Source organism: Aeromicrobium phragmitis, from assembly GCF_003674095.1.
Classification (GTDB): domain Bacteria; phylum Actinomycetota; class Actinomycetes; order Propionibacteriales; family Nocardioidaceae; genus Aeromicrobium; species Aeromicrobium phragmitis.
The window spans coordinates 293,758-311,205 of record NZ_RDBF01000004.1 but is presented as its reverse complement, the minus strand read 5'-3'; the positions used below and the strand labels follow the sequence as shown (position 1 = coordinate 311,205).

At 70.1% G+C, this 17,448-nt stretch carries 17 protein-coding genes; 4 read left to right on the top strand and 13 right to left on the bottom strand.

Features of this window, described 5'->3' with window-relative positions:
- Positions 1 to 791 (top strand): HNH endonuclease signature motif containing protein (locus D9V41_RS07960; RefSeq protein ID WP_133434140.1); only part of this gene is annotated, 791 nt, incomplete at its 5' end.
- Between the two features lie 236 nt (positions 792 to 1,027).
- Here D9V41_RS07960 and D9V41_RS07955 read toward each other — a convergent pair.
- From D9V41_RS07955 to D9V41_RS07935, 5 genes are all read right to left on the bottom strand, one after another.
- Complete coding sequence (locus D9V41_RS07955) at positions 1,028 to 2,521, bottom strand: aldehyde dehydrogenase family protein (RefSeq protein WP_121794005.1); 1,494 nt, start codon at positions 2,519 to 2,521, stop codon at positions 1,028 to 1,030.
- 1 nt (position 2,522) lies between these two features.
- A complete protein-coding gene (locus tag D9V41_RS07950; RefSeq protein ID WP_121794004.1) occupies positions 2,523 to 4,118 on the bottom strand; it encodes a GMC family oxidoreductase in 1,596 nt (531 codons plus the stop codon).
- Positions 4,119 to 4,184: 66 nt separating this feature from the next.
- A complete protein-coding gene (locus tag D9V41_RS07945) occupies positions 4,185 to 5,291 on the bottom strand; it encodes an NAD(P)/FAD-dependent oxidoreductase (RefSeq protein ID WP_121794003.1) in 1,107 nt (368 codons plus the stop codon).
- A gap of 15 nt (positions 5,292 to 5,306) precedes the next feature.
- Complete coding sequence (menD, locus tag D9V41_RS07940) at positions 5,307 to 6,854, bottom strand: 2-succinyl-5-enolpyruvyl-6-hydroxy-3-cyclohexene-1-carboxylate synthase (RefSeq protein WP_121794002.1); 1,548 nt, start codon at positions 6,852 to 6,854, stop codon at positions 5,307 to 5,309.
- A complete protein-coding gene (locus D9V41_RS07935) occupies positions 6,851 to 7,798 on the bottom strand; it encodes an o-succinylbenzoate synthase (protein ID WP_121794001.1) in 948 nt (315 codons plus the stop codon). The genes menD and D9V41_RS07935 overlap by 4 nt, the downstream gene beginning before the upstream one ends.
- A 37-nt stretch (positions 7,799 to 7,835) precedes the next feature.
- Between D9V41_RS07935 and D9V41_RS07930 the strand changes: the two genes are divergently transcribed.
- Positions 7,836 to 8,498, top strand: coding sequence for an SDR family oxidoreductase (locus D9V41_RS07930; protein WP_121794000.1), 663 nt, complete (start codon positions 7,836 to 7,838; stop codon positions 8,496 to 8,498).
- A gap of 7 nt (positions 8,499 to 8,505) precedes the next feature.
- Here D9V41_RS07930 and D9V41_RS07925 read toward each other — a convergent pair whose 3' ends face one another.
- Positions 8,506 to 9,936 (bottom strand): MDR family MFS transporter, encoded by a 1,431-nt coding sequence (locus D9V41_RS07925; protein ID WP_121793999.1) that lies wholly within the window; start codon positions 9,934 to 9,936, stop codon positions 8,506 to 8,508.
- A 112-nt stretch (positions 9,937 to 10,048) separates the two neighbouring features.
- The gene (locus D9V41_RS07920) at positions 10,049 to 11,056 is read right to left on the bottom strand and encodes an AMP-binding protein (protein WP_121794034.1); all 1,008 of its coding nucleotides are present in this window, start codon (positions 11,054 to 11,056) and stop codon (positions 10,049 to 10,051) included.
- 37 nt (positions 11,057 to 11,093) lie between these two features.
- Between D9V41_RS07920 and D9V41_RS07915 the strand changes: the two genes are divergently transcribed.
- Positions 11,094 to 11,981 (top strand): 1,4-dihydroxy-2-naphthoate polyprenyltransferase, encoded by an 888-nt coding sequence (locus tag D9V41_RS07915; RefSeq protein WP_121793998.1) that lies wholly within the window; start codon positions 11,094 to 11,096, stop codon positions 11,979 to 11,981.
- Here the strand turns inward: D9V41_RS07915 and cds1 are convergent.
- Together cds1 and D9V41_RS07905 are read right to left on the bottom strand one after the other, a co-directional pair.
- On the bottom strand, positions 11,978 to 13,066 hold the full coding sequence (gene cds1 / locus D9V41_RS07910; RefSeq protein WP_121793997.1) for an L-cysteine desulfhydrase Cds1: 1,089 nt from the start codon (positions 13,064 to 13,066) through the stop codon (positions 11,978 to 11,980). The two genes, D9V41_RS07915 and cds1, sit on opposite strands and share 4 nt — an antisense overlap.
- Complete coding sequence (locus D9V41_RS07905) at positions 13,047 to 13,313, bottom strand: DUF4229 domain-containing protein (RefSeq protein WP_121793996.1); 267 nt, start codon at positions 13,311 to 13,313, stop codon at positions 13,047 to 13,049. Before D9V41_RS07905 ends, cds1 begins: the two co-directional genes overlap by 20 nt.
- Positions 13,314 to 13,350: 37 nt before the next feature.
- On the opposite strand from D9V41_RS07905, the gene D9V41_RS07900 reads away from it, so the two are divergent.
- Positions 13,351 to 13,611, top strand: a complete 261-nt coding sequence (locus D9V41_RS07900; protein ID WP_121793995.1) for a PLD nuclease N-terminal domain-containing protein — start codon at positions 13,351 to 13,353, stop codon at positions 13,609 to 13,611.
- 16 nt (positions 13,612 to 13,627) lie between these two features.
- On the opposite strand, the gene ccsB is transcribed toward D9V41_RS07900, so the two are convergent.
- From ccsB to D9V41_RS07880, 4 genes are read right to left on the bottom strand one after another with little or no spacing between them, the layout of a single operon-like run.
- A complete protein-coding gene (gene ccsB, locus D9V41_RS07895; protein ID WP_121793994.1) occupies positions 13,628 to 14,560 on the bottom strand; it encodes a c-type cytochrome biogenesis protein CcsB in 933 nt (310 codons plus the stop codon).
- A complete protein-coding gene (resB, locus tag D9V41_RS07890) occupies positions 14,557 to 16,143 on the bottom strand; it encodes a cytochrome c biogenesis protein ResB (RefSeq protein WP_166375955.1) in 1,587 nt (528 codons plus the stop codon). Before resB ends, ccsB begins: the two co-directional genes overlap by 4 nt.
- Positions 16,140 to 16,859: a cytochrome c biogenesis CcdA family protein gene (locus tag D9V41_RS07885; protein WP_121794033.1), complete on the bottom strand. Its 720-nt coding sequence runs from the start codon at positions 16,857 to 16,859 to the stop codon at positions 16,140 to 16,142. The genes resB and D9V41_RS07885 overlap by 4 nt, the downstream gene beginning before the upstream one ends.
- A 23-nt stretch (positions 16,860 to 16,882) precedes the next feature.
- Positions 16,883 to 17,443, bottom strand: coding sequence for a TlpA family protein disulfide reductase (locus D9V41_RS07880; RefSeq protein ID WP_166375954.1), 561 nt, complete (start codon positions 17,441 to 17,443; stop codon positions 16,883 to 16,885).
- Positions 17,444 to 17,448 lie beyond the last annotated feature (5 nt).

Genomic DNA, 17,448 nt, shown 5'->3' with positions numbered 1-17,448 from the left:
AGCTCGACCGCCAAGTCGTCTCCTACGCTGCCACGCACACCACCGGCGAACTACGCCAGTGGATGCGGCGGTTCATCGCCCGGGTCGAACCCGACGAAGTCGAGAAGCGGTATGAGGACATCGTGGCCGAACGCTCAGTCACGATCCACCATGATGAGGACGGCACCGGAAGCCTGTATGCCGAGAATCTCCCGTCGTATGTGTTGGCGGGGATCGATCAGCGGCTCGACCACGCTGCCAAGACCGCCACCGAGGACGACCGGACGCTCGCGCAGCGTCGGGCGGACGTGTTCGTGGACGCGCTCGACCACATCGACCCGAACAACGAGCCCGCCCGGACGCCGAACCTCGCGATCGGGGTCATGGTTCCTGCGTCCACGCTCGCGGGAGTGGATGATCAGCCGGCGGTCAGCGCCGACCGGGACTGGGTGATTCCGGCGAACGTGCTGCGTGATCTCGCTCTGAGTGGGAACCCGTTCTGGTACCGGCTCCTCGTCGACGAGAAGGACGACGTCCTCTCCGTCACCTACGAAGGACGGTACCCACCCGAGCATCTACGGAACGCCATCCGCTACCGCGACGGCACCTGCCGATACCCCGGATGCAGCACCAAAGCCACCAACTGCGACCTCGACCACCGAGAACCGCTACCGGACGGCCCCACATCAGGTGAGAACCTCTGGGCGTTGTGTCGCCACCACCACAAGCTCAAGACCTTCGGCCACGCCGAACCCATCCGCCTCGGCAACCGCTGGGGATGGAGAATCCGCGCCACCCTGCTGAGGGATTAGCGCGGTGCGTCCGGCGTGGTCTCGATTCCGGGCTACTCGACCACCTACCGACCGGGTGGTCGAGTAGGGAGGCCGGCCGCGGCCGAGCGTATCGAGACCACCATGCGCGACGTGGTCTCGATGCGCCCTCCGCAGAGCTCCGGGCTACTCGACCACCTACGAACTTGCCCCTCGTTCCGGATCCTGAGTAGCCGCGAGGAACGAGCGGCGTATCGAAGGGCGGGCTGCTCGATCACCTACGAGCGGCGCGGCGGCAGCGTGCTCTTGCCGCCGTACAGGACGGTGAGAAGCTTGGCGAACATCCCCTCGGTCTTCTGGTTCCGGGTGAATGTGGTGAGCGCCAACGGCGGCTTCATCCGCTGCACCGTCACGGACTTGGGATACGTGAACTCGCGCAGGCCGTCGGGGCCGTGGATGCGCCCGAAGCCCGAGTCTCCGATCCCACCGAAGGGCAGGCCCGGCACCGCCGCGAACGAGATGACCGAGTTGACCGAGGTCATGCCCGAGCGAATGTCCCGGGCGATGCGCTCGGCGTTCTTGCGCCCGAACACCGCTCCCGCCAACCCGTACGAAGTCGCGTTGGTGCGTGCGACGGCTTCCTCCATGCTCGCGACCGGATTCACCACGAGCGTCGGACCGAACGTCTCCTCGGTCACGGCGACCGAGTCCTCCGGGACGTGGGTGAGGATGGTCGGCTGCACGTAGCGGTCGTCGACCGCACCGGCACCACCCACGACGGCTCGACCACCGCGAGCGATCGCGTCGTCGATGTGGCGACGGATGATCTCGAGCTGCGAGGGCATCGTCGCGGGCCCGTACGCGGCGCCGTCGTCGTAGCCGGGTCGCAGCTCCCGAGCGCGCTGCACCAGCTCCGCCAGGAACGGCTCGAAGACCTTCTCATGAACGTACACGCGCTCAGTGCCGATGCACGTCTGTCCGGCGTTCGACATGCCCGACCACAGTGCCGCATCCGCCGCAGCGGCGAGATCGGCGTCGACGTCCACGATCAACGCATCCTTGCCGCCCGCTTCGATCACCACGGGCGTCAGCGTCTCGGCGCACGCTGCCATGACCTTCTTACCGGTGGCGGCGGAGCCCGTGAAGGCGAGCTTGTCGACGCCGGACGTGCAGAGGGCGTGGCCGGTCTCGCCGAATCCGGTCACCAGCTGCAGCACCGGCGCACCCTCCAGGACCTCCGTGAACGTGTCGACGACCCACTGCCCCACGGTGGGCGTGAACTCACTCGGCTTGAACACCACCGCGTTGCCGGCGGCCAGCGCGTACGCGATCGACCCCATCGGCGTGAAGACCGGGTAGTTCCACGGGCCGATGACGCCCACCACCCCGAGCGGCCGGTACTCGACCGACGAGACCTGATTCGACATCAACAGTCCCGACGAGACCTTCTGCCGCCCGAGGATCTTGCTGGCGTTCTTCGCGACCCAGTCGATGTGGTCGATGGCGATCCCGATCTCCAGCAGCGCATCGCCGTGCGGTTTGCCGGTCTCCCGATGGACGAGGTCGGCGATCTGCTCGATCCGCCGGGTGATGACGCTGCGCCACCGCAGCAGGAACTCCTTGCGCCCCTCGAAGCCGATCTCGGCCCACCACGCGGATGCGTGTCGCGCCCGGGCCACCGCCTCCGCGACGTCGTCCGCCGTGTGGACCGGATGGGTCGCGACGACATCACCCGTGGCGGGATTGAGGGAGTCGAACTTCTCGGCGTTCATGTCAGGCTCCTTCAGCGATGAGATCGGCGGCCTTCTCGGCGATCATGACGGTCGGGGCGTTGGTGTTGCCGCGGACGACCCGCGGCATGACGGAAGCATCCACGACGCGCAGCCCCTGCACGCCGTAGACGCGCAGCTCCGGATCGACGACGCTGCCCTCGGTCGTGCCCATCGCGCAGGTCGACGTGGGGTGGTAGAGCGTCTGCGCCAAACGCTCGATGACGTCGACGAGTTGCTCGTCGCTCGGCTCCCGCACGGCCGGTTCGAACGGGGTGCGCAGGTACGACGCGAGCGCGCCCTGCCAGGCGATGTCGAGGACCCGGCGGAATCCGGCCACCATCGCGTCGAGATCACGTCGGTCGTCGAAGTACTGCGGATCGATGTGCGGGTGCCACCGCGGGTCGGCCGAACGAAGCCGCAGCTGACCGCGGCTGTGCACGTCCACGAGGGTGGGCGCGATGGTGACCATGCGTCGCACCGGCTCGTGGACGCCGTTGTGATAGAAGCCCGTGGGCGCGACGTGGATCTGGATGTCCGGGGCGCTCAGGTCGTCGCGCGTAGCGAAGAACGCACCGGCCTCGCCGATGTTCGACACCAGCGGTCCCGTACGCGTCGCCTGCCACCGCGCGAGGTTGCCGAGCGTCTGCGCCTCGGCGAGGTCGCTCGTGCCGTGGGTTTCGACGAGTGTCCCCGCGACGGGATGGTCCTGGAGACCCTGCCCGACACCCGGCGAGTCGACCCGCACCTCGATGCCGTGCTCGCGCAGGTGCGCTCCGGGGCCGATCCCCGACAGCATGAGCAACTGGGGGCTGTTGACCGCTCCCCCGCTGAGGACGACCTCAGCCTCGGCTCGGGCGCGCTCGGTCACTCCGCCGCGGGCGTATTCGACGCCGGTCGCGCGCGGCTCGCCGTCGCCCTCGAGCAGGATGCGAGTGACAAAGGCCTCGGTGCGCACCGTGAGATTGGGACGCGACCGGGCCGGTCGGATGTACGCGTCGGCGACCGACCAGCGACGTCCGCGGTACTGCGTGACCTGGTAGAGGCCCGCGCCCTCCTGAGTGGCCCCGTTGAAGTCGTCGTTGCGCTTGAGCCCCGCGGCAACGGCGGACTCGACGAAGGCGTGGCTGAGGTCGTGGGTGAACCGGCGGTCCTCGACGCGCAGCGGTCCGTCCGTGCCGTGGAAGGGGCCGGCAAGCCGGGTGTTGCCCTCGGAGCGGATGAAGTAGGGCAGGACGTCGTCGTAGCCCCAGCCTTCGGCCCCGTACTCGTCGCGCCAGGCGTCGTAGTCGTCTCGATGCCCGCGGATGTAGATCATCGCGTTCATCGAGGAGCATCCGCCCAGCGCCTTCATGCGCGGCCAGTCCGCGCGCCGCCCGGCGAGGTGCTTTTGCGGCACGGTCCAGTAGTTCCAGTCCCAACGTGTCTTGAACAGCGACGAGAAGCCCGCGGGAATGCGGATCATGTCGTCATCGTCCTCGGGGCCGGCCTCCAGGAGGAGCACCCGTACCTGCGGGTTCTCGGTGAGACGCGCCGCGAGCACGCCCCCGGCGCTTCCTGCTCCGATGATGATGTAGTCGAAGGTGTCGACGTCGGCCATGGTCGCTCCTCACTGTGACGACGCTGGCCCCAACCTAGACGGCTGTGATCCGTGACACAACCACTGTCACGATGCCGCAGCCTCACCGAGTCGGCTTTCAGGGCGGAGCAGCGCCGGGACGGAACCGTCGAGCACGGTGGACGCGAGATCACGTCCGAGGGCGGGCGCGTGCTTGAAGAGGTTGTGCCCGGCGATGAACGTCACGTCATCGGCCGTCCACACCGCGACCCCGTCGTCCCCCCACGGCAGCCGCGTCACCCAGCAATGCACGTAGTCGAGCGGCTCCGGATCGAGCCCGGGTAGGGCTCTGCCGACGTAGGCGACGACGCGCTGCACATGCTCGGCGAGACCCTCGGGCGCGAACATGGTGCCGTCCTCGCCCACGGGGACGTCGGCGGCCAGTCCCACGCCGTACCGGCTCCGATCCTCCGCGGCCGCGGCGTAGACGCCGGCCTCACCGAAGACGCCGCTGCTGTCCTGGAGGGTCGCGAGGCTGTTCACGTGGCCGCGCGGCCGGAACGAAACCCGCACGTGAGCACCGGACTCCACCGGTAGCGAGAGGCCGAGCCCGCGGGCGAGGGCGAGGGTACCCCGGCCGGCGCACACCACGACCGCGTCGTGATGCCGCAGGTGAGTTCCGGTGCGCACCTCGACGTCCTGCGGCCCGAGCTGGCGCACCGAGAGCACGTGGTCGTGGACGAGCGCGTCGCCCAATCCCGCGCTCAACAGGGCGATCGCCGCCTGCGTCGCGATGGAACCGCCGGTGGCGTCGAGCATGGCCGGTCCGTCGTACTCGCTGAGCACCGGCAGGCGCTCGCGGAGTTCGTCGCCGTCGACGAGGCGCGCGTCCACGCCCGGGTGTTCGTCGAGCAGCGCGTAGTGATCGGCCACCTTGGGACCGATCGCGAGGGCACCGTCCGGCGCGATGAGCTCGTGGTCGAGCAGTTCACCCCACTCGCGCCAGATGCCCCTCGCCGTCACGGCGTAGTCCACGAGCCGCGGATCCGCGTGGGCGTGCCGGAAGATGCGCGACTGCCCTGCCGATTGGCCCTGACCGGGCTGCCCGGTCTCGTAGACGGTGACCGTCGCACCCCGGCGCTGAAGTTCGAACGCGGTGGCGAGGCCGAGGATCCCGGCGCCGACGACGGCGATGTCCGAAGTGGGGGAAGCCATGCGTCGACGGTAGCGCTACACCGCGCTGCGTGCGGCCCGAGTACACGCTTCGGCCAGTGCACGCCGGTCGTGCCGCGGCACCGGCACCTCGATCACGGCGATTCCCTCGCTCGGCTCCGCGAGCGCGGCGGCGAGGTCGGCCGGCGCCACCCGGCGGTGCGGCACGCGGTAGCCGGCGCACAGGGCCGCGAGATCGGCTCCGGTCGGCGTCGCGTACACCCGCTCGAACGCGTCGGCGTACTCCGGCGCCCCTTGCTCCAGGGTCGCGAAGATGCTGCCGCCGTCGTCCGAGGCCACCACGATGGTCAGGTCTGCGCGAGGCTCATCGGGGCCGATGAGAAGCCCGTTGCTGCCGTGCAGGAAGGTCAGGTCGCCGAGGTAGGCCAGGGCCCGGCGCTCGGGACGAGCGAGCGCGGCGCCGATCGCCGACGCCGGCACGCCGTCGATCCCCGCGAGGCCGCGGTTCGCGAGAATCTGTCGCGACGCCGAGCCCGGACGGGCGACGAGGTCGAGGTCGCGCACCGGGTTCGACGAACCGACGTACAGCAGCCCGTCGTGGCCGAGCGCGTCCCACACGGCTCGGGCGACCTCGAACACCGGGGCGTCGGGGAGTGCGGCGAGCACGCGCTCGTCGGCGTCCTTCCACCGGCTCAGCCAGGCGCGATCGTCTCCCGGAGCGACCGTGACAGCGTCGGCGAACCGCACGTTGTCGCCGGCCGGCCCGGGGAACGTCCTCTGGTCCCCCACGTGCACGATCTCGACATCGGACCGGCTGAGCAGCCGGGTGACCGGCCGCGACAACGTCGCGTGACCGAACGAGACGACCCGCTCGATCCCGTCGGCCAGCTGGGGCTGCCCGAGCAGCAGCCGGTAGGCCGTGAGGGCGTGGTCTCCCCACCGCGCACCCGAGCTCGGATCGGCCAACACCGGCCAGCCGGCGCGTTCTGCCAGGCGCGTTGCCTCCGGCCCGGCGGCGTCCCCCGCAATCACGACGGTGCGCGGCCCGGCCGAGAGCTCGGTGATCGCCCGCGGCGCCACGGGCGCCTTCGTGGGGATCGGCTCGAACGTCCACACCGTCGGTTCCACGAGCGGCTCGTCGAGTTCGAGATTGACGTGGGCGGGCCCGCCCGACCAGACCCGCACGAGATCGTCGAGACCGTCGGCGTACGGCACCCGCGGAAAGATGGCGCGCTGGTCCGTCGTCTGGTTGGCGCCCGTTCCGCGTAGCCGACCCGGCCGGTCCGCCGTGACCGCCAGCACGGGCACCTGGGCATGCAGCGCCTCGAGCAGCGCCGGGTGAAGGTTGGCGACGGCGGTCCCCGACGTCGTGACCACCGGAACGGGACGCCCGGAGGCCTTGGCGAGCCCGAGGGCCAGGAAGGCGCCCTCCCGTTCGTCGACGCGAACGTGCAGCCGCAGGATGCGTCGGGTATCGGCGGCGTGGAGCGCCAGCGCGAGTGGTCCCGAGCGGGACCCGGGCGAGAGCACGACGTCGGTGACACCGCGGCCGAGGAGAAGCCCGACCAACCGCTGAGCCACATCGACGGCGCGCTGCTCGCTCATTCCGCGAGCTCTTCTCGCACTGCCTCGAGTCGCGTCTGCCACCGTTCTTCGATCTCGGGCGGGGCCGCCACCCGCGCGAAGGCTCTCTCGTCGAGCTGCGGCCGGATGACCGGGAGGTAGCCGTCGATCGGCCGCAGCGGTTCGGTCACGACATCGGCGGCCAGCAACGACGTCGTGGCGAGACCGCATGCGAACGGGAGGTCGGGGAGCGCGGCTGCGAGCGCGACACCCGCGGCCAGTCCGATCGACGTCTCGACGGCGCTCGACACCACGACCGGCATGTCGATCTGCTCGGCGATGCGGAAGCAGGCGTGGATGCCGCCCAACGGCTGCACTTTGAGCACCGCGATGTCGGCGGCGTGAAGATCGCGGACGCGGAACGGATCGCCGGACCGCCGGATGCACTCGTCGGCGGCGACCCGCACGTCGACCTTCTTGCGCACCTCGGCCAGCTCCTTGGCGCTGGCGCACGGCTGCTCCACGTACTCCAGCCCCTGGGCCACCTTGTCGAGCTTGCGAATGGCCTTGACCGCCTCGCCGATCTCCCATGCGCCGTTGGCGTCGATGCGCAACTGCCCGCCGAGCGGCAGGGCGTCGCGAACCGCTTCGACGCGAGCGATGTCGTCGGCGAGCGTCTGCCCGCGCTCGGCCACCTTGACCTTGGCGGTGCGGCAGGTGCTGCCGAGCACGATCCGCGCGGCGTGTTCTGGGTCCACGGCGGGCACGGTGACGTTCACGGGCACGCGGTCGCGCACGCGATCAGGCCACGGCCGGTTGGCCGAATCGAGCGCGGCCTGATACCAGGGAACGCACTCGGTGGCGCTGTAGTCGAGGAAGGGGCTGAACTCTGCCCAGCCCACGTCGCCGCGCACGACCATGCCCTCGCGACGGTTGACGCCGCGAAAGCGCGTCGGCATGTCGATGGCGAAGGTCCGAAACTGCACCCGACGACTGTAGCGACTTGCCGCTACCGTGAAAGACATGGCTGCCATTGCGATCGTCGGGGGACACGGCAAGGTCTCCCGTCACCTCATCCCGCTCCTCGTCGACGCCGGTCACCTGCCGGTCGCCCTCATCCGCGACCCGCAGCAGGCCGAAGACCTCACACCGCTGGGCGCGAAGACCCGCCTGCTCGATATCGAGAACTCCGATGCCGGTGATTTCGCCGCGGCATTCGAGGGTTGCACCGCCGTCGTGTTCGCCGCCGGAGGCGGTCCCGACGGCAATATCGAGCGCAAGCGCACGGTGGACCTGGAGGGCTCGCTCAAGTCGATCGCCGCCGCCGAGCAGGCCGGTATCGAGCGCTTCGTCCAGGTGTCGGCGATCGGCGTCGACCAGGACCCGCCGGGCGATGCGGGCGAGGTCTGGACCGCCTACGTGCGCGCCAAGCGCGACGCCGACGTCGCGCTGCGCGAGAGCTCGCTGCGCTGGACCATCATCCGCCCCGGCGGCCTCACCGACGATGAACCGACGGGCAAGGTGACCCTTGCACCTGAGGTCGAACGCGGTGAGATCCCCCGTGCCGATGTCGCCGCCGTGATCGCCTCGGTCATCGATGACAACCGCACGTCCGGCAAGCAGTGGGAAGTCGTGGGCGGAGAGACTCCGATCGCTCAGGCGGTGACGGCAGCGGTCACCGCCTGAGCGCGGCTCAGACCTGCTCGTGCGCCGGCCGGCGCACGAACAGGCACACCGCGATGAGGACGAACGACAGGATCCCGGCCACCATGAACGCGGCGCGGACGCCGTCGACGATCCCCTCGGGATCGGATACGCCGCCGCTCGAGCGGCGCGCGACCACGGTCATCAGCGAGACGAGGACGGCCGTGCCTGCCGCGCCCGCCACCTGCTGGAAGGTGCCGAGCGTCGCCGAGCCGTGGGAGTACAGGCGGGCGGGCACCGAGCCGAGACCGCTCGTCATGACCGGCGTGAACGTCGCGGCCAGCCCGACGCTGATGCCGATATTGGACAGCACGAGCCACCATGCGGGCGTATCGGTGTCGACCATCGCGAGCATCCAGATGCCGGCCGAGACGAGCAGCGTGCCGGGCAACGTGATCGGCCGGGGGCCGTAGGCGTCGTACAGCCGTCCGACGACGGGGCCGGCGAGACCCATGAGAATGCCGCCGGGCAGCGTCACGAGACCGGTCTCGGCCGCGCCGAATCCGAGCACCTGCTGCGCGAAGTACGGCACGAGGATGAGGGTGCCCATGAGCATGCCGAAACCGACCGCGAGCGCGATCATCGCGAGCGTGAACTGGCGCGCGCCGAAGACCCGCAGGTCGAGCAGGGCACGGTCCTCGCGCTGAAGCGCGATCTGACGGATCAGGAAGGTGACCAGGGCGAGGCCACCGGCAACGAACGGCACCCACAGCGGCACGCCGCTGCCGCCGGCCGACTTGCCGATCGAGGAGAGGCCGTAGACGACACCACCGAAGCCGACCACGGCCAGCGGCACCGAGAGCAGGTCGACGCGGTTGTTCGACCGCTCGCCCACCTCGACCACGTACTTGACGCCCAGCACGAGAGCGAGCACGGCGATGGGGGCGACGAGACCGAAGATCCAGCGCCAGCCGAAGTGGTCGAGGATCAGCCCGGAGACGGTGGGACCGAGCGCCGGAGCGACCGAGATCACGATGGTGATATTGCCCATCATCACGCCGCGCCGCTCGGGCGGAACGATGGTGAGGATCGTCGTCATGAGCAGCGGCATCATGATCGCGGTACCCGAGGCCTGGATGACCCGCGCGGTCAGCAGCACGCCGAAGCCGGGCGCGAGGAAGGCGAGGATCGTGCCCGCGGTGAACAGGCTCATCGCGAGGACGAACAGCTGACGTGTGGGGATCCGTTCGATGAGGAATCCGGTGAGCGGGATGATGACGCCCATCGTCAACAGGAAGGCCGTCGTGAGCCACTGGCCCACGCTCGGCTCGACGCCGAGGTCCTCCTGCAGCACCGGAATGGCCACGCTCATGACGGTCTCGTTGAGGATCACCACGAAGCTCGCGACGAGCAGCACCCCGATGAGGATGACGTGCTCACGCGCCAGCTTGGTCGGAGCCGTGGTGGCGGGAGCAGACATGACAGGACTCACCTCATGAGAGCGAAAACGGAGAATGGCCGCCCGAACTGGCCGGCCTGCCCACGATATCGGGTGGCACCGACAGATCCATCCGTCGAGCCTGGGAGATCGGTCACGCGGCGAGGCGCCGCAGCTCCAGTCGGTCGACCTTCCCCCCGGGTAGCAGCGGCAGCTCGTCGAGGATGAGGAGCTGACGCGGTGCCCACGCTCGCGGATGCCCCGCGGCCGCCACGGCGTCGCGCACGGACGGCAGGTCGGTCCGCCCCACCACTGCTGCGACGACCCGGGTGCCCCATTCCTCGTCGGGCACACCGACCACGGCGACGTCCTGAATGCCCGGTGCGGCGCGCACCGCCTCCTCGACGGCCGGCAACGGCACGTTCACCCCGCCGGAGACGACCACGTCGTCGGCGCGGCCGAGCACGCGGAGCCGGCCGTCGGCGCCGATCTCCCCGAGGTCGGAGGTACGGAACCACTCCCCCGTCCGCCGCTCGTGGCCGTACCCGTCGAAGAGCACCGGCCCGGCCAGCTCGACGAGGCCGCCTTCGCCGATCCGCATGCGCACCCCGTCGAGCGGCACTCCGTCGTAGACACAGCCGCCGCTGGTCTCGCTCATGCCGTACGTACGGACGACGGTGATGTCCAGCTCGCGCGCACGCTCCAGCAGAACGGCCGGGGCCGCGGCGCCGCCGAGCAGGATCGCATCGAGATCGGCGAGGGCAGGGGCGGCGTCGGAGGCCAGCAGCCGGAACAGCTGGGTGGGGACGAAGGAGGCGTACGTGCGGCCGCCGGTCATGGCCGCGACCGCGTCAGGGATCGAGGAATGGTCCTCGGCGAACACCGGCTGCTCTCCGGCGAGGATCGAGCGCACCAGCACCTGGAGACCGCCCACGGCGGTGGGCGGCAGGGCGCTGATCCACTGGCCGGGGCCGCCGAGTCGTTCGAGGGCGGCCTGCGCCGAGGCCAGGACGGCGTCGCGGGACAGCACGACGTCCTTGGGCTGACCCGTGCTTCCGGACGTGCGCACCACCAGCGGCGCGCCACCCTCCGCGACCCACTGCTCGAGCAGCGCGTGGATCTCCCGGGGGGTGCCGGTGACGGGGCGCAGGGAGGGTTGCATCGTCGGCCAGCCTAGTGACAGTGGCAGACTCGACCGGGTGAGCACCCCGAGCACGACGCGGCTGTGGATCGAGGGAGCGCGACCGCGCACCCTGCCTGCCGCCGTCGCCCCCGTCTTGGCCGGAACCGGAGCCGCGGTCTATGCCGGAGGCTTCGTGGGGTGGAAGGCGCTCCTCGCGCTCGGTCTGAGCCTGTCGCTGCAGATCGGCGTCAACTACGCGAACGACTACTCCGACGGCATCCGCGGCACCGACGCCGACCGCGTCGGCCCGCTGCGTCTCGTCGGCTCCGGCCTGGTGTCCCCCGGCAAGGTCAGAGCCGCGGCTCTGGGTTTCCTCGCCCTCGGCGCCCTGTTCGGCCTCGTGCTGGCGGCGACCACCTCCTGGTGGCTGCTGCTGGTCGGCGCGGCCGCGATCCTCGCCGCGTGGACGTACACGGGCGGACCGAATCCGTACGGTTACCGGGCGCTGGGTGAGGTCAGCGTGTTCGTGTTCTTCGGGCTCGTCGCGGTCATGGGCACCACGTTCGTGCAGACCGAGAGCATCACCCGGCCGAGCGTGGCAGCGGCCATCGGCGTCGGCGCGCTCGCCTGCGCGATCCTCGTCGCCAACAACCTCCGCGACATCCCGACCGACACCGAGTCCGGCAAGCGCACGCTCGCCGTGGTCCTCGGGGACCGCGGCTCGCGCCGCTTCTACGTGGTCCTCGTGCAGCTCGCGTTGATCGCCGCGATCGTGTGCGCCGCGCTGACGACGTGGTGGGCCCTCCTCGCGCTCGTCGCGGCGCCGCTCGCGGTGCGCGCGGTCCGCGTGATCGGCTCCGGCGCCACCGGACGCGAGCTGATCCCGGTGCTGCGCGACTCGGGACTTCTCGAGCTGGTCTACGCCGCCGGGCTCACGGCCGGGCTGGTCGTCGGCGCGCTCTAGGGGCGCGGCGGCACGAGCTCGCCGGTGTCCTCGTAGCGCTGGAGGGCGTCGGCGTACGGCGCGATGTCGATGCCTTGCGCCGCGAGCCAGGCGTCGTCGAAGTACGTGCGGGCATAACGCTCGCCGCCGTCGCAGAGCAGTGTGACGATCGAACCCTCTTGACCGTCCTGACGCATCGACCCGGCCATCTGCAGCGCTGCCCAGACGTTGGTTCCCGTCGAGCCGCCGACGAGGCGCCCCAGCTTCGCGGACACCCATCGCATCGTCGCGATGGACGCCGCGTCCGGGACGCGGAGCATGTCGTCGACGACTCCGCCGACGAAGGACGGCTCGACACGCATCCGGCCGATGCCCTCGATGCGTCCGGGGACGCGCGTGACCACGTCCGACGAGTCGGTGTCCCAGCCGTCGTAGAAGGCGGAGTTCTCCGGGTCGGCGACGAGCAGCCGGGTCGCGTGCCGGCGATACCGGATGAACCGCCCGATCGTGGCGGACGTGCCGCCCGTACCCGCACTCACCACGATCCACGTCGGGATCGGGTGCGGCTCCGCGGCCATCTGGGCGAAGATCGATTCGGCGATGTTGTTGTTGCCGCGCCAGTCCGTCGCCCGCTCGGCGTACGTGAACTGGTCCATGTAGTGGCCACCGCACTCGCGGGCGAGACGCCGCGCCTCGTCGTACACCGTGGCCGGGTCGTCCACGAGGTGGCAGCGTCCGCCTTCGAACTCGATGAGCGCGATCTTCTCCGGGCTCGTCGATGCCGGCATCACCGCGACGAACGGCACCCCGATGAGCCGGGCGAAGTGGGCCTCACTGACCGCCGTCGAGCCACTGGACGCCTCGATGACGGTCGTGCCGGGCCTCAGCCAGCCGTTGCACAGCGCGTAGAGGAACAACGAGCGGGCGAGCCGGTGCTTGAGGCTGCCCGTCGGATGGACGGACTCGTCCTTGAGGTAGAGGTCCACGCCGGGCGTCGCGATGTCGAAGGTGTGCAGGTGCGTGTCCGCGCTGCGGTTGGCGTCGGCTTCGACCCGTCCGATCGCGTCGTCGATCCAGGCGCGAAGTTCAGTCGACGTCTTCGGCACGCCGGGACTCCTCGAGGCGCTGGTTGATCGACGTCGCGCGGTCCTGGAGCTTGAGCGCGAGACGCTCACGCAGCGGAGCCAGCGCGATGACCGAGATGATCGAGGAGATCACCAGCGCGAAGAGCAACACCCACAGGTTGAGCAACACGACCCCGTCGAACAGCAGGCCGGCCACGAGCCAGGTGGCGAGATAGCAGCTGAGGAAGACGCCGAGCCGGGCGAAGGTGTAGAGCCAGAAAACCTTCATAGCCGAACTCTACGGGGCGGGCAGTAATGTCGACGGTATGGGCAAGGCGCTTCTGATCGTGGTGTGGGTCGTCCTCGTCGTCTACGCGTTGTTCGACGTCATCGCCGCCCCCAAGGAGCGCGTCCGGCACCTGCCGAAGCTCGCGTGGATCGCCCTGATCCTGGTCGTCCCGTACGGTGGCGCTCTGCTGTGGATCTTCTTCGGACAGGTCCGCCAGCGCCCTTCGGGACCGCGCAACACGTGGCGCCCCGGTCCCCGCGGCCCGGACGACGACCCGGACTACCTCCGCGGCCTGTGACCGCCGGCCGCGCCGCTCACTTGGCGTAGGAGTGGAGGCCGGCGCCGAAGAGGTTCACGCCGTAGTAGCTGAACAAGAAGGTCGCGAAACCGATGAGGCAGAAGACCGCGGCGCGACGGCCCTTCCAGCCGGCCGTGGCGCGCGCGTGGAGATAGCCCGCGTAAACGACCCAGGTGATGAACGCCCACACCTCTTTGGGGTCCCAGCCCCAGTAGCGCCCCCAGGCGTAGTGGGCCCAGATCGGCCCCGCGATGAGGGAGCCGAACGTCCACAGCGGGAACGCGGCGGCGTTGACGCGGTAGGCGATCTTGTCCATCAACGCCGAGGCCGGGAAGCGCCGCAGCACCGGCCCGACGGTGCCGCGCTCCTCGGCCCGCGAGCGGATGAGGTAGAGCACCGAGGCGGCCGCGCCCACAAGGAAGAGACCGCCGGCGAGCATGACGGCGGCGACGTGGATGACGAGCCAGTACGAATGCAGCGCGGGCACCAGCGGACCGGCCGGGACGTACGTCGAGATCGACATGCCGAGGACGACGAGACCGAAGCCGGACACGATGCCGCCGAGCCACTGCACCCCGTTCGTGCGGACGAGCACGAGGTACACGACCAGCGCGATCATGGTGCCCGCGAGGCCGAACTCGTACATGTTGCCCCACGGCACGCGCTGGGCCGCGAGCCCGCGCGTCACGACGCTGGCGACGAGGATGACGGCCGCGAGGCCGGTCAGCAGCACGCCGATCCGCGAGAGTCGCTCGGTGGCAGGCTCGGCCGGAGCGTCGGCGGCGAGGGTGACGTCCTGCCCGTCGGCTCCCACCAGGGCGCGCTCGCTCGCCTCGACCTTGCGGGCCAGCGCCCACTCGGCGACGTGCGCGAGGAACGCGAGGGCGAGGACACACGTGGCCGACACCATCGCGTAGTTCGAGAACTGGGCGTACTGCTCGAGACTCATGCTCGGCTCTCCTCCGGCGTGCTGTCGCCCAGCTCCATGCGGAGCTGGGCCAGGAAGTCGTCGATCTCCTCGGGGAGTTCGTCGCGCGGGACCCGATCGAGTGCGGCGACCTCTACCACTGTAGGCGAGCCGTCCTCGCCCGACCGGGCCCGGATCCAGGTCCGGCGGGGCCGCACCATGAGCGAGGCGATGAGGCCGAGGACGCCCAGGCTCACGCCGACCAGCGGCAGCGTCATCGCGGGCGTCTGGGCGACCTGGAGCCGGGCGAACCGCTTGAGGTCAACGAACTCGATCGATCCGCCCCCGGGAAGCTCCTGCACCTGTCCGGGGCTGAGGCTGATGTTGAACGGCTCGCCGTTCTCGTCGGTGACCGGCGTCATCTGGTCCTTCTCCAGGACGTAGACCGACTGCGGAACCCCGTCGTCCAGGCCGAGGTCGCCGGTCCACATCCGCAGGCCGACGAGCGGATTGACCGCGCCGGGGTAGATGGACGTGGACGGCGCTCCATCCCCGGTGGAGACCGCCGTGGGCAGGAAGAAGCCCTGGAAGCCGATCTGCTCGGGCTGGGCGTCCGGGACCTTGACGACGCCCTGCGACTCGTACGAGCCGTCGGTGGGCAAGAACACCACGGCGTCCTCGAAGACCACGGCGCCCGTGCTGTCGGTGACCCGCAGGACCGGCGCGTACCCCTGGCCGACCAGGAACACGCTGCCGCCGTCGAGGGACAACGGGTGGTTGACGTAGATCTCGTACTGCTCCGGGTCCTCACCGGGGCGCTCGGTGTAGGTGACATCGGCCTGGAACAGCTTGGGCGCACCGCGCTGCGGACCCTCCGGCTGGAACTCCGCGATCATCCGGTCCACGCGGAAGCTGAACGGCGGCAGGTCCTCGGCGTCGAACAGGGGGCCGGACGAAAACTCGTTGTACTGGCTCAGCGTGTTGGAGAAGCCCCCGCCCTCGGTCACGATGACGGCACCGCGATAACCCCACAACGAGCCGACCGCGACACCCACCAGCACCACGACGATGCTGACGTGGAACACGAGGTTGCCGAACTCGCGCAGATACCCCTTCTCGGCGCGCAACTCGGTGGTCCCGCTGCCGTCGTCGACGACGTCGATACGGGCCCGCCCGAGGGCGCGGCGGCCCGCCTGCATGACCTCCTCAACCGAGGCCGAGATCTCGAAGCTGCCCGACGCGGGCATGCGCGAGAAGTTGCGCGGGGCCCGCGGCGGACGCGCGCGCAGCGCCCTGGCGTAGACCGTCATGCGGGGCACGATGCAGCCGACGAGGGAGACCATCAGCAGCAGGTAGATCGCGCTGAACCACGGCGACGAGTACACCGAGAAGAAGCCGAGAGCGTCGAGGATAGGCGCCGCGGTGGGATGGTCGATGAAGAAGAGCTCGACCGCTCGCTCGTCCACCCCGCGCTGCGGGATGAACGAGCCCGGGACGGCCGCCACCGCCAGCAGAAGCAGCAGGAACAGCGCCGTGCGCATCGACGTCAGCTGCCGCCACATCCAGCGCAGGAACTCGCGCGACGAGAGCTCGGAGGCTCGTCGCTCGCGGGTCGGCGCACTCATACGGCCACCTCGAATCCGGCGGCCCATTGCTGCAGCTGCATCACCAGTTCGTTCCACACGCCACTGACCATCAGCAGACCGGTCACGATGAGCAACGCACCTCCCGCGATCGAGACGGCGCGCTGATGGCGCTTGACGAATTCCAGCGCCCCCATGAACCGCGCGAAGAACAACGCGGCGAGCACGAACGGGATGCCGAGGCCGAGACCGTAGACGAGAGTCAGCAGCGCACCTCGCGACGCGGTGCCCTCGTTGCCGGCGAGGATCAGCACGGCCGAGAGCGTCGGGCCGAGGCAGGGCGTCCACCCGACCCCGAAGACCACACCCAGCAGGGGCGCCGCGACGAGGCCCACGGCCGGCGCGCGTCTGATGCGCCACTCTCGCCGCAGCCCGGGGATCAGGCCGAGGAACGCCAGCCCGAGCACGATCAGCAGAGCCCCGGCGACGATCGTCAAGGTGTCGCCGTACGGCCGCAAGCGCTGCCCCGCGGCACCGAACAGGGCACCGCCGGCCACGAAGACCAGCGTGAAGCCGAGCACGAACAGCAGAGCACCGAGAGCGAGCCGGCCGCGCTTGCCGCTGCGCAGGTCCTGGACACCGACGCCCGAGACATACGAGAGGTAGCCGGGCAGGAGGGGCAGCACGCAGGGAGAGAAGAAGGAGACGAGTCCGGCGAAGGCCGCCACGGGGATCGCCACGGCGAGCGATCCGGACATCACCGCGCCGCCGAACCCGTCGGTCACTGGGTGCTCTTCCGGACGTACTCGATGAGCTCGGCGAGCGTGCTCGCATCGAGCTCGGGATCGAGGATGCGTGCGGCGACGCGCCCCTTCTCGTCGAGGATCCACGTGGTGGGCACGGCCTGCGAGGGCAGCGCGTCGGCGAAAGCGAGCTGGTTCTCCCCCGCGTCGTCGACGATGCTCGGGTAGGTGATGCCGATCTTGTCGTTGAAGGCCTTGGCCGCCGCCGGCGTGTCTCGCGTCAGGAGGCCGAGGAACTGCACGTTCTTGTCGGCGTACTGCTCGGAGACCTCCTTGAGCATCGGCATCTCCTTGCGGCACGGCGGACACCACGAACCCCAGAGGTTCACCACGATCGTCTGGCCGGAGAAGTCGGCGGTGGAGATCTCCTCGCCGTCGAGGTCGACGCCGGTCAGTTCCGGCACCTTCTCCCGGTCGGACGGGTCGAGCGTCGTGATGGTGCCGTCGCCGCTGATGTAGCCGTCGGTTCCACCGTCCTCGATGCCCGTGCAGGCGGCGGTGAGCACGACCAGGAGCGCCGCGACGATCGCGGCCCTCACACCAC

Bases quoted from the DNA above. Each gene is read 5' to 3' on its own strand.
- D9V41_RS07950 (WP_121794004.1), bottom strand. From the start codon at position 4,118: ATGGCCGACGTCGACACCTTCGACTACATCATCATCGGAGCAGGAAGC.
- D9V41_RS07945 (WP_121794003.1), bottom strand. From the start codon at position 5,291: ATGGCTTCCCCCACTTCGGACATCGCCGTCGTCGGCGCCGGGATCCTC.
- ccsB (WP_121793994.1), bottom strand. From the start codon at position 14,560: ATGAGTCTCGAGCAGTACGCCCAGTTCTCGAACTACGCGATGGTGTCG.
- D9V41_RS07930 (WP_121794000.1), top strand. From the start codon at position 7,836: ATGGCTGCCATTGCGATCGTCGGGGGACACGGCAAGGTCTCCCGTCAC.
- D9V41_RS07955 (WP_121794005.1), bottom strand. From the start codon at position 2,521: ATGAACGCCGAGAAGTTCGACTCCCTCAATCCCGCCACGGGTGATGTC.
- resB (WP_166375955.1), bottom strand. From the start codon at position 16,143: ATGAGTGCGCCGACCCGCGAGCGACGAGCCTCCGAGCTCTCGTCGCGC.
- D9V41_RS07925 (WP_121793999.1), bottom strand. From the start codon at position 9,936: ATGTCTGCTCCCGCCACCACGGCTCCGACCAAGCTGGCGCGTGAGCAC.
- D9V41_RS07905 (WP_121793996.1), bottom strand. From the start codon at position 13,313: ATGAAGGTTTTCTGGCTCTACACCTTCGCCCGGCTCGGCGTCTTCCTC.
- D9V41_RS07920 (WP_121794034.1), bottom strand. From the start codon at position 11,056: ATGCAACCCTCCCTGCGCCCCGTCACCGGCACCCCCCGGGAGATCCAC.
- D9V41_RS07885 (WP_121794033.1), bottom strand. From the start codon at position 16,859: ATGTCCGGATCGCTCGCCGTGGCGATCCCCGTGGCGGCCTTCGCCGGA.
- menD (WP_121794002.1), bottom strand. From the start codon at position 6,854: ATGAGCGAGCAGCGCGCCGTCGATGTGGCTCAGCGGTTGGTCGGGCTT.
- D9V41_RS07900 (WP_121793995.1), top strand. From the start codon at position 13,351: ATGGGCAAGGCGCTTCTGATCGTGGTGTGGGTCGTCCTCGTCGTCTAC.